The sequence below is a fragment of the Pseudomonas sp. SO81 genome, assembly GCF_030374125.1.
Lineage (GTDB): Bacteria > Pseudomonadota > Gammaproteobacteria > Pseudomonadales > Pseudomonadaceae > Aquipseudomonas.
In genome coordinates, this window is sequence record NZ_CP126126.1 from 516,379 (window position 1) to 528,807 (window position 12,429).

11 protein-coding genes are annotated in these 12,429 nt (G+C 66.3%); 1 reads left to right on the forward strand and 10 read right to left on the reverse strand.

Annotation, left to right across the window (positions count from 1 at the left end; genetic code table 11):
* Positions 1–39: 39 nt before the first annotated feature.
* Complete coding sequence (pgl, locus tag OH686_RS02380; protein WP_289536010.1) at positions 40–756, reverse strand: 6-phosphogluconolactonase; 717 nt, start codon at positions 754–756, stop codon at positions 40–42.
* On the reverse strand, positions 743–2,212 hold the full coding sequence (gene zwf / locus OH686_RS02385; protein ID WP_289536011.1) for a glucose-6-phosphate dehydrogenase: 1,470 nt from the start codon (positions 2,210–2,212) through the stop codon (positions 743–745). Before zwf ends, pgl begins: the two co-directional genes overlap by 14 nt.
* A 205-nt stretch (positions 2,213–2,417) precedes the next feature.
* On the opposite strand from zwf, the gene OH686_RS02390 reads away from it, so the two are divergent.
* The gene (locus OH686_RS02390) at positions 2,418–3,278 is read left to right on the forward strand and encodes a MurR/RpiR family transcriptional regulator (protein WP_171016340.1); all 861 of its coding nucleotides are present in this window, start codon (positions 2,418–2,420) and stop codon (positions 3,276–3,278) included.
* A 71-nt stretch (positions 3,279–3,349) separates the two neighbouring features.
* Here OH686_RS02390 and OH686_RS02395 read toward each other — a convergent pair whose 3' ends face one another.
* From OH686_RS02395 to OH686_RS02430, 8 genes are all read right to left on the reverse strand, one after another.
* The gene (locus tag OH686_RS02395; protein WP_289538780.1) at positions 3,350–4,204 is read right to left on the reverse strand and encodes an aldose epimerase family protein; all 855 of its coding nucleotides are present in this window, start codon (positions 4,202–4,204) and stop codon (positions 3,350–3,352) included.
* Between the two features lie 63 nt (positions 4,205–4,267).
* A complete protein-coding gene (locus OH686_RS02400; protein WP_289536012.1) occupies positions 4,268–5,509 on the reverse strand; it encodes a maltoporin in 1,242 nt (413 codons plus the stop codon).
* 87 nt (positions 5,510–5,596) lie between these two features.
* Positions 5,597–6,751, reverse strand: coding sequence for an ABC transporter ATP-binding protein (locus tag OH686_RS02405; RefSeq protein WP_289536013.1), 1,155 nt, complete (start codon positions 6,749–6,751; stop codon positions 5,597–5,599).
* Between the two features lie 11 nt (positions 6,752–6,762).
* Positions 6,763–7,608, reverse strand: a complete 846-nt coding sequence (locus tag OH686_RS02410) for a carbohydrate ABC transporter permease (protein ID WP_289536014.1) — start codon at positions 7,606–7,608, stop codon at positions 6,763–6,765.
* Positions 7,601–8,509 (reverse strand): carbohydrate ABC transporter permease, encoded by a 909-nt coding sequence (locus tag OH686_RS02415; RefSeq protein ID WP_137972907.1) that lies wholly within the window; start codon positions 8,507–8,509, stop codon positions 7,601–7,603. Before OH686_RS02415 ends, OH686_RS02410 begins: the two co-directional genes overlap by 8 nt.
* Positions 8,510–8,733: 224 nt before the next feature.
* On the reverse strand, positions 8,734–9,987 hold the full coding sequence (locus tag OH686_RS02420) for an ABC transporter substrate-binding protein (protein ID WP_137972906.1): 1,254 nt from the start codon (positions 9,985–9,987) through the stop codon (positions 8,734–8,736).
* A gap of 263 nt (positions 9,988–10,250) precedes the next feature.
* Positions 10,251–11,708, reverse strand: coding sequence for an ATP-binding protein (locus OH686_RS02425; protein ID WP_289536015.1), 1,458 nt, complete (start codon positions 11,706–11,708; stop codon positions 10,251–10,253).
* Positions 11,689–12,426 carry a response regulator gene (locus OH686_RS02430; protein ID WP_289536016.1) on the reverse strand — a complete coding sequence of 246 codons (738 nt, stop codon included), beginning with the start codon at positions 12,424–12,426 and terminating at the stop codon, positions 11,689–11,691. Before OH686_RS02430 ends, OH686_RS02425 begins: the two co-directional genes overlap by 20 nt.
* Between the last annotated feature and the right edge of the window lie 3 nt (positions 12,427–12,429).

Genomic DNA, 12,429 nt, shown 5'->3' on the forward strand with positions numbered 1-12,429 from the left:
CTGCGTTGGGAAATGCTGCTCATGGCAGGCTCCTCGGGCTCAGGGGCACCAGTAGATTTCGAGAGGTCGGCGCAGGAAGGCGCGGATCGGCATCTGTGCATCGCCTTCGGCGGCCAGGGCCTGGCGCAGGGTGTCGAGCTTGCCGCGGCCCTGCACGGCGAGCAGGGTCAGGCGCGCGCCAGCCAGCAGCGCCAGCGGCATGCTCAGGCGCTGACGCGGCACGCTGGGTGCGTGCATCGGCAGGCAGCGCTGGGCGCAATCGGCGCTGAGGGCCAGGTCAAGATTGCTGCTGGCGGGGAACAGCGACGCGGTATGGCCGTCCTCGCCCATGCCCAGCACCAGCACATTGATCGGCTGCGGCAACTCGGCCAGCGCCTGGTGCGCCAGCATGGCCGCCTCCTCCAGCGTGGCGGCCGGCTGATACAGGCCGATGAAGCGCGCCTTGGCTGCCGCGCCCTGCAGCAGGTGGCGGCGCACCAGGCCTTCATTGCTGTCGGCGTGGCCGACCGGCACCCAGCGCTCATCCGCCAGGCTCACCGCCACCCGCGACCAGTCCAGTTCCTGGCGTGCCAGGCGCTCGAAGAAGGCAATCGGGCTGCGCCCGCCCGACACCACCAGGCTGGCGGCGCCGCGCGTGTCGATGGCCAGGCGCAACGCATTGGCCACGGTCATGGCCAGTTCGCCAGCCAGCTGCTCGGCGTTGCCCAGGCCGAAGCCGAGCACCTGCGCCGGCAGTTGCAAATCAGAGATCGCCATACCAGTCCTTGCCGTCACGGGTGATCAATGCAATGGAGGCCGTCGGCCCCCAGGTTCCTGCCGCATAGGGCTTGGGCGCGCTGCCCTGGCGCTGCCAGCCATCGATCAGCTGGTCGCACCACTGCCAGGCGTATTCGATTTCGTCCTTGCGCACGAACAGGTTCTGGTTGCCCTTCATCACTTCCAGCAGCAGACGCTCGTAGGCATCGGGGATGCGCGCACTGCGGTAGGTGTCGGAGAAGCTCAGCTGCAGAGGGCCGCTGCGCAGCTGCATGCCCTTGTCCAGGCCCTGCTCCTTGGTCATCACCTGCAGGGAAATACCCTCGTCCGGCTGCAGGCGGATGATCAGGCGGTTGCTGATCATCGGCCGCTGCTCGGGGGAAAAGATGTAGTGCGGCGGCTCCTTGAAGTGGATGACGATCTGCGACAGTTTCTGCGGCATGCGCTTGCCGGTGCGCAGGTAGAACGGCACGCCGGACCAGCGCCAGTTGCGCACTTCGGCACGCAGGGCGACGAAGGTCTCGGTGTCGCTCTGCGCGTTGGAGTTCTCTTCCTCCAGGTAGCCCGGCACCGCCTTGCCCTTGATGCTGCCTGCCACGTACTGGCCGCGCACCACCTGGTGCGCCAGCTGCTCGCTGGTGATCGGCGCCAGCGCCTTGAGCACCTTGACCTTCTCGTCGCGGATGCTGTCGGCCGAGAGGTCCGAGGGCGGGTCCATGGCGATCAGGCAGAGCAGCTGCAGCAGGTGGTTCTGGATCATGTCGCGCAGCTGCCCGGCCTGGTCGAAATAGCCCCAGCGCCCCTCGATGCCCACCTGCTCGGCCACGGTGATTTCCACGTGGCTGATGTGGTGCTGGTTCCACTGGGTCTCGAACAGGCTGTTGGCGAAGCGCAGCGCGATCAGGTTCTGCACCGTCTCCTTGCCCAGGTAATGGTCGATGCGATAGATGCGGCCCTCGGGGAAATGCAGGGCCACCGCCTCGTTCACCGCGCGGGACGACTCCAGGTCGTGGCCGATGGGTTTTTCCAGCACCACACGGGTGCGCTCGGCAAGGCCGACCGCCGCCAGCCCGGCGCAGATCGCGCCGTAGACCTTGGCCGGCGTGGCGAAATAGGCGATCAGCCGCTCCGCCTGGCCGACCCGTTCGACCAGCAGCGGATAGGCCTCGGCACTGAGGAAATCCATGGTCAGGTGGCCGAGACGGGAGAGGAAGCGCTGCAGGGACGCCTCGTCGATCTCCTCCGCGGGCACATAGCGCTGCAGGTGCCCCTCGATCACCAGCAGCTGTTGCGAGCTCTCGCCGCCTTCCCGGCCGAGCGCCAGGACACGGGTATCGGCATGCAGCAGGCCGGCGCGGTCGAGCTGGTACAGGGCGGGAAACAGCTTGCGCAGGGCCAGGTCGCCATAGGCGCCGAACAGGGCGAAGGTGCAGGGTTCAATCGCGTCAACGGTCATTTTATTTATTCTTTCGTCAAACATTGGCATATGAATACACCTGCAAAAGTGATTCATCAAGACAAAATGTAGTAATAAAACTACATTTACCAAAAAACCCTCATTCATCCCTGACTGCCAGCCAGATACCGGTGGCCGGACACCGGAACGCTCAGTACGATAAGCGTCCGATTGCAGTCCCCTCCCAGGAACCGACATGGACCGCGTGAACAACCTGCTGGAGCAGATCCAGAACCGCCTTGGCGAACTCAACAAGGCCGAGCGCAAGGTCGCCGAAGTGATCCTCGCCGCCCCGCAGCAAGCCACGCGCTACAGCATCGCCACCCTGGCCCAGGAGGCCCAGGTCAGCGAGCCGACGGTCAACCGCTTCTGCCGCTCGTTCGGCGTCAGCGGCTACCCCGAGCTGAAGATGCAGCTGGCGCAGAGCCTGGCCAGCGGCGCGGCCTACGTGAGCCGCGCGGTCGAGGCCGACGACGGCCCGGAGGCCTACACCCGCAAGATCTTTGGCAGCGCCATCACCTCCCTGGACAGCGCCTGCAAACAGCTCGACCCACAGCTGATCAGCCATGCCGTGGACTTGCTGATCCAGGCCCGGCAGATCCACTTCTTCGGCCTCGGCGCCTCCGCCTCGGTGGCCCTGGATGCCCAGCACAAGTTCTTCCGCTTCAACCTCGCCGTGTCCGCCCATTCCGATGTGCTGATGCAGCGCATGCTGGCGTCGGTGGCGCACACGGGCGACCTGTTCGTGATCATTTCCTACACCGGCCGCACCCGCGAGCTGGTGGAGGTGGCGCGCCTGGCGCGGCAGAACGGCGCCTCGGTGCTCGGCCTGACCGCGGCCGACTCGCCACTGGCCAAGGCCAGCACCCTGAGCCTGAACATCCCGCTGCCCGAAGACACCGACATCTACATGCCGATGACCTCGCGCATCATCCAGCTCACCGTGCTCGACGTATTGGCCACCGGCATGACCCTGCGCCGCGGCGTGGACTTCCATCCGCACCTGCGCAAGATCAAGGAAAGCCTCAACGCCAGCCGCTTCCCCAGCGACGGCGAAGCCGACTGAGCTACCCTCTGCCCAGCCTGACGGACCGCGCAGGATCGATAGTCAGGAGACCGCCGCCGGGCGCCCGGGGTTCAGCCCTGCTCCAGCCTGGCGCGCAGGCTGAGCAGCGCCTCCTCGCCGGGCTCCAGGGTCAGGCTGTCGTCGCCACAACCGGCCACCTGCACGCTGAGAAAACCCAGCGCCTCGCGCCAGGACACCTCGGCCAGCGGTCGACCACCGGGGTGCCAGACCACGCAATTGGGCCCCGCACCGGTATCGATGCGCAGGCGTCGCTGCCACGCCAGGTCCTGCAGGTGCAGGACTCCAGCCTGGCGAAACACCCGATGACAGGCCTCGCCTACCCGCAGCTCGCCGTCCTGCCGGCACGGCTCGCGCAGCAGCAGATCGCGCCCTTGCGCGCCCTCCAGGCCACTCAGGCTGACCCGCGATACATCGCTGACCGCCCAATAGGCATGCAAGGCGTGGCTGAGCTGGCAGGCCTCGCTGTCGCCGTGGCGGGTCACCAGCTGCAGGTCCAGCTCCGTGCCCAGATGGGCCTTCAGCTCTACCCGCCAGTCGCACAGTTCCAGGCGCCACAACAGGCGCACGCCATCCCGGTCGGCCTCGTTGCCGACCAGCCGCCAGTCATTCAGCCGCGCCCAGCCGTGGTGCGGCCAGCCGCTCTCGCTGGGATGCCGACCGAACCACGGCCAGCACACCGGAACCCCGCCGCGAATGGCACCGAGGTTGTGCCAGTGCGCCGCACACCACAGCCACGGGCGCTGGCCGCGCGGCTGGAAGTGCAGCAACTGACCGCCCTGCCGACTGAACACCGCCTGGCACAGCGGATGGTCGATCAGCAGGATGTCGCGCCCCTGATGCCTGTCCCAGCGGAACACCTGGCGCGACGGAAAACGGAACAGCGCCGCCAGCGGATGTTCCGCCAGCGCGCTGCGCCCGACAGGCGCGTGGTGTGGCTCAACGGCCACGACGACGCCACTCCCGCTCGGTCATTTCCACCAGTACTCCACCTGCACGCCGAAGTTGGAGCCGTGCAGGTCGTCGCCGAACACGCCGCTGTCGGACAGGGCCGAGCCCGCCGCGAGCATGCTCGCCGAGCGCTGCGCCGCCTCGTTCCAGTTGGCGTAGGTGTAATACAGGCGCACTTCCGGGCGGGTCCAGAAGCCCGGACCGGCCGGCGCCCAGGTCGGCGCGACGGTGAACTTGGTCAGCTTGCGGGTACCGCCGGGGGCCTCCACCTGGTCGCGACCGATCTCGCCGACCAGCTTGAACTCCTCGGTGATGGCATAGCTGGCGCGCCCGCCCACGGACAGCCAGTTCTGGTCGGCGCCGTCATCGCGCTTGTCCTTCTGGTACACCAGTTCGACCTGGCCGCCCAGGCGCGGGGTCAGCTGGAAGTCGAAGAACTCCACCGCACGCCAGCTGGTGGCGCTGCTGTCCAGGGTCGGATCGCCGGTATAGCCAAGGCCGGTGCCCGGGCCCTCGCCGTACTGCAGGGCAAAGGTGTTGACCCCGCCGAGGAACTCCTTCTGCTTGTGCTGCGCGGTGATCGACCAGCCGCTATGGGCGTCGGTGCTGTCGGGCTTGTCGATATAGCTGACGCCGACCTCCATCTCGCCATTGGGGTTGGTCTGGAACCCGGCGACGTTGAAGTCGTGGCGATTGATGTAGGGCTCCTGGAAGTAGTCGTCCTTGCGCGAGAACACGTAGCTGTACTTGAGGTCGCCGATCTTCACGCTGTCCAGGCCGAAACCGGTGGCGCTCTGGTTCCAGTAGTAGAAGTCGGAGATGTGGATGTCGTTACGCTTGTAGAAGCGGCGACCGGCCCACAGCGAGCCGCCATTGAGCGCCGACATGTTGCTCCACTCGGCGTACATCTGGTTCATCCGCGCGAAGCCGTAGTCACCGGTGAACTTGGGCGTGTGGCCGTACTCGTTGTACAGCTGGGCCATGCCCTCGACACTGATCTGCGAGCCGTCGTCCAGGGTCAGCAAGTCTTGGCGCAGATCCAGCTCGGCGTACTGCTCGCACTCGTTGCCGAGGCGGTACTTGGAGCGGGCTCCGGGCAGCTGGAAGCAGGCCTGCGAGCCACCTTCCACGGAGCCGCCGGCGCCGCTGCGCACGTAGCCGGTGAACTCCGTGCCGGGCGCCAGCTCCACGCCCCAGGACGCTCCCGGCAGCGCCAGCAGCGCGCAGGGGACCAGCCACAAACCTCTATTGATCGCGTTCATATCCACTCCACAGGTTTTTATTGTTGTATTGCCTGGATAGCCAACCCGGCGCGCAGAGAGACGGCAGCCCGCGCCCGGGCCGCGTTTTTAGCGCCCGATGAAGCGCGCGACGTTAGTCGTGCGTTCACTGGCGCGGGTCTTTCCCGGCAGGCCCAGCCGCTCGCCGCTTTGCGCGTCGAACAGCAGGGTCTTGTCGGGATCGAATTGCAGGACCAGGCTGTCGCCCACCTGCGGCGCCGCATCGGGCGCCAGGCGGCAGCAGACCTTGGTCTGGTTGAGGCTGACGAACACCAGGGTGTCCGGCCCGGTGGGCTCGGTGACTTCCACCTCGGCGCGGATCGAGGGCAGCTCGCTGCCGCCGGCCAGCTGGATCTGCTCGGGGCGCACGCCGAGGATCACCTCGCGGCTCTCCATACCCTCCTCCAGCGCGCCCAGCGGCAGTTCGCAGCGGGCCTGGCCGCTGTCGAGTAGGCCCCAGACCTGGCCGTCGCGACGCTGCAGGCGCAGCGGGATGAAGTTCATCGGCGGCGAGCCGATGAAGCTGGCGACGAACAGGTTGGCCGGGTCGTTGTAGATCTGCTGCGGGGTACCGAACTGCTGGATCACCCCGTCCTTCATCACCGCCACCTTGTCGCCCAGGGTCATGGCCTCGATCTGGTCGTGGGTGACGTAGACCGTGGTGGTCTTCAGGCGCTGGTGCATCAGCTTGATTTCGGTGCGCATCTCCACGCGCAGCTTGGCGTCGAGGTTCGACAGCGGCTCGTCGAACAGATAGATCTTCGGCCGCCGCGCCAGCGCCCGGCCCATGGCCACGCGTTGCTGCTGGCCACCGGAGAGCTGGCCGGGCTTGCGCATCAGCAGGTGCTCGATCTGCAGCAGCTTGGCCACCCGCGCCACTTCGGCCTCGATGTCGGCCGGCGCCATCTTGCGGATCTTCAGGCCGAAGGCGATGTTGTCGCGCACGGTCATGGTCGGGTACAGCGCGTAAGACTGGAACACCATGGCGATGTCGCGATCCTTGGGGCTCTGCCCGCTGATGTCGGCGCCGTCGACCAGGATCGCACCGCCGCTGATGTCCTCCAGGCCGGCGATGCAGTTCATCAGGGTGGATTTGCCGCAGCCGGACGGGCCGACCAGGATCAGGAACTCGCCCGAGTCGATCGACAGTTCGATGTCCTTGAGGGTGTCCGCCAGGCCGCTGCCATAGCACTTGTTGACGTTGCGCAGTTCGAGGGTTGCCATGGATTGTTACCTCAGCCTTTGACGGCGCCGGCCGTGAGCCCGCGCAGGAAATATTTGCCGGCCAGCACGTAGACCAGCAGGGTGGGCAGGCCGGCGATCATCGCGGCGGCCATGTCGACGTTGTATTCCTTGGCCCCGGTGCTGGTGTTGACTAGGTTGTTGAGGGCCACGGTGATGGGCTGGCTGTCGCCGCTGGCGAACACCACGCCGAACAGGAAGTCGTTCCAGATCTGGGTGAACTGCCAGATCAGGCAGACCATGATGGTGGGCACCGACATGGGCAGCAGGATCCGCCCGAAGATGGTGAAGAACCCCGCGCCATCCAGGCGCGCCGCACGCACCAGGGCGTCCGGGATGCTCACGTAGAAGTTGCGGAAGAACAGCGTGGTGAAGGCCAGGCCGTACACCACATGCACCAGCACCAGGCCGGCGGTGGTGTTGGCCAGACCGAACTTGCCGAGGGTAAAGGACGCCGGCAGCAGCACCACCTGGAACGGCAGGAAGCAGCCGAACAGCAACAGGCCGAAGAACAGCTGCGAGCCCCTGAAGCGCCACATCGACAGCACGTAGCCGTTGAGCGCGCCGAGCAGCGTGGAGATCAGTACCGCCGGCACGGCGATCTTCACCGAGTTCCAGAAGTAGCCACCGACGCTGTCCCAGGCCTTGACCCAGCCGATCAGGGTGAGCACGTCCGGCAGCGACAGCAGGTTGCCGGTGCGGATGTCGTCGGGGGTCTTGAAGCTGGTCAGCAGCATCACCAGCAGCGGGATCAGGTAGACCGCGCAGGCAACGATCAGGGTGGCGTAGACCGCTGCCCGGCTGAGGCTGAATGCAGGTTTCCCGGCCAGGCTAGTCATGGCGCTTGTTCCTCAGTTCGGAATACAGGTACGGCACGATGATCGCCAGCACGGCACCGAGCATCAGCATCGCGCTCGCCGCGCCGAGGCCCATCTGGCCGCGGGTGAAGGTGTGGGCGTACATGAACATCGCCGGCAGGTCGGAGGAGTAGCCGGGGCCGCCGGCCGTCATCGCCGCCACCAGGTCGAAGCTCTTGATGGCGATGTGGGCGAGGATCATCAGGGCGCTGAAGAACACCGGGCGCAGGCTCGGCAGAACGATGCGCAGATAGATGGTCGGCAGGCTGGCGCCATCGACCTGGGCGGCGCGGATGATCGACTGATCGACACCGCGCAGGCCGGCGAGGAACAGCGCCATGACGAAGCCCGAGGACTGCCACACGGCGGCGATCACCAGGCAGTAGACGACCCGGTCCGGGTCCACCAGCCAGTCCAGGCGGAAGCCTTCCCAGCCCCAGTCGCGCATCAGCTTGTCCAGGCCCAGGCCAGGGTTGAGCAGCCATTTCCAGGCCGTGCCGGTGACGATCATCGACAGCGCCATGGGGTACAGGTAGACGGTGCGGATAAAGCCTTCGCGGCGGATGCGCTGGTCCAGCAGCACGGCGAGAAACACGCCGAGCACCAGGCTGATGGCGATGAACAGGCCGCCGAACACCAGCAGGTTGTGGCTGGCGACCCACCAGCGATCGTTGTCCAGCAGACGCTCGTACTGCTGCAGGCCCACCCACTTGTAGCTGGGCATGAAGCGCGAGTTGGTGAAGGACAGCAGGAAGGTCCACAGGATGTAGCCGTAGAAGCCGACCAGTACGATCAGCACGCTCGGCGCCAGCACCAGCTTGGGTAGCCAGCGCTGCAGCGCATCGAACGGCGATGCCTTGGCGAAAACTGCGATAGAACTCATGGGTGACTCCGTGGCACGGATGCAGGGCGGGTGCAGCCCGCATCTCCATCGGTATTTCAAAACGCGGGTTGCACCCGCCCTACCCGGTGCGCGCCGGCAGAAAATCGGCGCGACCGTTCCCACAGCGCATGCCGCGAGGCATGCACCCGGAATCGAAAACCAGGGAAACGGCGGGCCGGGCCCGCCCTACGACAGCGGCCGTCTAGGTGACGGCCGCAGGCGCCTTACTGCACCGCTTCGATGGCGGCAGCCAGTTGCTGGGCGGCCTTCTTCGGGTCGGCGGCCGGGTCGTTGAAGAAGTTGGTGACCACGTCGAACACCGCACCCTGCACGTAGCTGGAGGCGGCCATGCCGTGGGCCAGGCTCGGCTGCAGGCCGTCACCGGCGGCGGCCTCCTTGAAGTCCTTCATCGACTGCTGGGCACAGCTGTCGAAGCTGCTCATGTCCTGGTCCAGGCGAACCGGGATGGAGCCCTTGTTCTGGTTGAAGAACTGCTGGAACTCCGGCGACATGACGGTGCGCGCCAGGTCGTTCTGCGCCTTGCGGTTGTCTTCGTCGCTGAGCTTGAACATCGCCAGGGAGTCGATGTTGTAGGCGAAGCTGCCCTGGGTGCCGGGGAACGGCAGGCACTGGTAATCCTGACCGGCGACCTTGCCGGCGGCGGTCCATTCGCTCTTGGCCCAGTCGCCCATGATCTGCATGCCGGCCTTGCCGTTGATCACCAGGCCCGCGGCGGTGTTCCAGTCGCGACCGGCGGCATCGGCGTCGATATAGCCGCGCAGCTTCTTCAGGGTGGCGAAGACTTCGACCATCTTGTCGCCGGTCAGCGTCGCCTTGTCCTGCTCGACGAAGGCCTTGTGGTAGCCCTGCGGACCGAGGATGGCAAACACCAGGTCCTCGAACACGGTGCCGTCCTGCCAGGGCTGGCCGCCGTGGGCCAGCGGAATGAAACCGGCGGCCTTGAGCTTGTCGGCGGCGGCGAAGAATTCGTCGAGGGTGGTCGGCGGCGTGGCGCCGGCCTTCTTGAACACCTCGGGGTTGATCCACAGCCAGTTGACCCGGTGCACGTTGACCGGCACGGCCACGTAGTGATCGTCGTACTTCATGACGCTGGCGACCTGCTTGGGCAGCAGGCTGTCCCACTTGCCTTCGCTGGCGACCTCGTCCAGCTCGGTGAGCAGGCCCAGCTCGCCCCACTCTTGGATATCCGGCCCCTTGATCTGCGCGGCGGACGGTGGGTTGCCGGACACGGCGCGGGTCTTCAGCACGGTCATGGCGGCTTCACCACCACCACCGGCAACGGCGAAGTCTTTCCAGGTGTGCCCCTTGTCTTCGACCAGTTTCTGCAACGTATCGGCTGCGCGCTTTTCGCCACCCGAGGTCCACCAGTGCAGGACTTCGACTTCACCGGCAAGGGCGGAAAGAGGGAACAACGAGGCGAGGGAAACGACAACGGCCAGGCGGGAGATCGCGTTCATGGAAGTACCTTTATTGTTGTTATGCCAGTGCAAGTCATGGTGCTTGCGCTTGCATTGGAGTCTAACCACGCCGCCTCTCGCGGCGGGTAACAAAGGGATGCGCGAACGTCACCGAACGGTTACATAAGCGCGGCATTTGTATCCGGATGGTGGCATGCGCAGATGATATGGCCATGCGCGGCACAGAACGGGCGGCGTAGCGGCCGCGCGGCAGCATCGAACAGAGAACCGGCGGCCGCAGCCGCAGACCAGAACAAAGCAAATCAGGCCACCAGGCGCGGCAGCCGCAGCGTCACCCGCAGGCCGCCCTCGCGCAGGTTCTGCAGGGTCACCTCGCCGCCATGGCTGTGCGCCAGGCTGCGCGCGATGCCCAGGCCCAGGCCGTAGCCCTGTTGCTGGCCGGCAAGGCGGAAATGCGGCTCGAACACCTGCTCCAGGCGCTGCTCGGGCACGCCCGGCCCCTCGTCATCCACATGCAGGACGAAGGCCGTGCGGTCGTCCTCGATATGCAGATGCGCGCGCTGGCCGTACTTCAGCGCGTTGTCCACCAGGTTGCCGATGCAGCGCCGCAAGGCCAGCGGTTTGCCCGGGTAACCGTCTTGGGCCGCGCCTTGCAGGGTGACCTGGCCGTTACCCAGGTAGGGCTCGATCAGGCCGTGCAGCAGGTGATTGAGATCGACCTGCTCGATGTTCTCGTGGATATCGGTGTCCTTCACGCACTGCAGCGCGCCCTTGACCAGCAGCTCCAGGTCATCCAGGTCACGACTGAACTTGGCCTGCAGGGCCTCGTCCTCGAGCAGCTCCACGCGCAGGCGCAGGCGCGTGATCGGCGTGCGCAGGTCATGGGAAATCGCGCTGAACAGCTGGCTACGCTCGCTCAGGTAGCGGCTGATGCGCTCGCGCATGGTGTTGAAGGCCCGACTGACCTCCACCACCTCGCTGCCGCCCGCCTCCTCCACCGGCTCGACGCTGGCGCCCAGCGACATCTCCCGCGCGGCCGAGGCCAGGCGCTTGAGCGGCCGGCTCTGCCAGTGCACGAGGATGCCGATGAACAGCAGCAGGAAACTGCTGGTGAGGAAGATGAACCACACCTGCTGCATCGGCAGGCCTTCATCCTCCAGGCTGACGTAAGGCGCCGGCATCAGCGAGGCCAGGTACAGCCATTCGTTCGGCGCGATCCGGATCTGCGTCACCAATACCGGCGGATTCAGCGGTTCCAGGCTCAGCGCGTAGTGCGCCCAGGAGCGCGGCACCTCGTCGAGCTTCAGCTCGCCATTGAAGATGCGCAGGTCCTCGGGGCTGACGAACTGCACCAGCAGGTCAACGTTGCGCCCCAGGTTCTGCCGCAACACCGCGTCGACCTCGGCGAGTACCGCGCGCTTGCGCGGGGTCTCAGGCAGCACTTGCATGTCCAGCGGCTTGTCGTTGAGCGACACGAAGAAGCGCGTGCCGCCCATGCTGCGCAGCTGGTCCAGCACCATCGGCCGAAAGCCCAGTGGCAACGAGCGGAAGTAGCTGACGCTGGCAGACATGGAATGAGCCAGGCTGCGCGTGCTGGTCAGCAGGCCGTCCATCTGGCTGGCGCGCAGTTGCGAGACCCAGATCAGGCTCGACAGCGCCTGCGCCACCAGCACCACCAGCAGGGTCAGCAGCAGCATGCGCCCGAGCAGCGAGCGCGGTACCGGCAGCAGCCGGCGCAACCTAGAGCGCAGCGCCGGCATGCGCGGTGACGCTGGCCGCGAGCAGGTAGCCGGAACCGCGCACGGTGCGGATCAGCCGCGGCGCCTTGCCGGTATCGCGCAACCGCTGGCGCAGACGGCTGACCGCCATGTCGACGATGCGCTCCAGCGGCATCACCTCGCGACCACGGGTGGCGTTGGCGATGGTGTCGCGGTCGAGAATCTGCTGCGGGTGATCGAGGAACAGCTTGAGCAAAGCGAAGTCGGCGCCGGAGAGAATCACTTCCTCGCCATCGAGGTGGAACAGGCGGTGGCTGACCATGTCCAGGCGCCACTCGTCGAAGGCCAGCACCTCGGCCGTACCGCGCTCCTGACCGAAACCGGCACGGCGCAGCAGCGCCTTGATCCGCGCCTGCAGCTCGCGCGGGCTGAAGGGCTTGCCCAGATAGTCGTCGGCGCCCAGTTCCAGGCCGATGACCCGGTCGGCCTCGTCGGAGCTGGCGGTGAGCATGATGATCGGCACCTGGGCGAAGCGCTGGTGCTGACGCATCCAGCGGCACAGACTGAAGCCGTCCTCGTCGGGCAGCATCACGTCGAGAATGACCAGATCGGTGATGGCTTCGCCCAGGGCCTGGCGGAACGCCGCGCCATCGGCCACGGCGCGCACCTGGAAGCCGGCGCGACTGAGATAGACCTGTAGCAGGTCACGGATTTCCTCGTCGTCATCGACCAGGAGGATGGATTTTCCGGCTTGGCTCACGTC

Excerpts from the sequence above, each read along its gene's own strand:
- OH686_RS02420 (WP_137972906.1), bottom strand. The coding sequence starts at position 9,987 with ATGAACGCGATCTCCCGCCTGGCCGTTGTCGTTTCCCTCGCCTCGTTG.
- OH686_RS02425 (WP_289536015.1), bottom strand. The coding sequence starts at position 11,708 with ATGCCGGCGCTGCGCTCTAGGTTGCGCCGGCTGCTGCCGGTACCGCGC.
- OH686_RS02415 (WP_137972907.1), bottom strand. The coding sequence starts at position 8,509 with ATGAGTTCTATCGCAGTTTTCGCCAAGGCATCGCCGTTCGATGCGCTG.
- OH686_RS02405 (WP_289536013.1), bottom strand. The coding sequence starts at position 6,751 with ATGGCAACCCTCGAACTGCGCAACGTCAACAAGTGCTATGGCAGCGGC.
- pgl (WP_289536010.1), bottom strand. The coding sequence starts at position 756 with ATGGCGATCTCTGATTTGCAACTGCCGGCGCAGGTGCTCGGCTTCGGC.
- zwf (WP_289536011.1), bottom strand. The coding sequence starts at position 2,212 with ATGACCGTTGACGCGATTGAACCCTGCACCTTCGCCCTGTTCGGCGCC.
- OH686_RS02410 (WP_289536014.1), bottom strand. The coding sequence starts at position 7,608 with ATGACTAGCCTGGCCGGGAAACCTGCATTCAGCCTCAGCCGGGCAGCG.
- OH686_RS02400 (WP_289536012.1), bottom strand. The coding sequence starts at position 5,509 with ATGAACGCGATCAATAGAGGTTTGTGGCTGGTCCCCTGCGCGCTGCTG.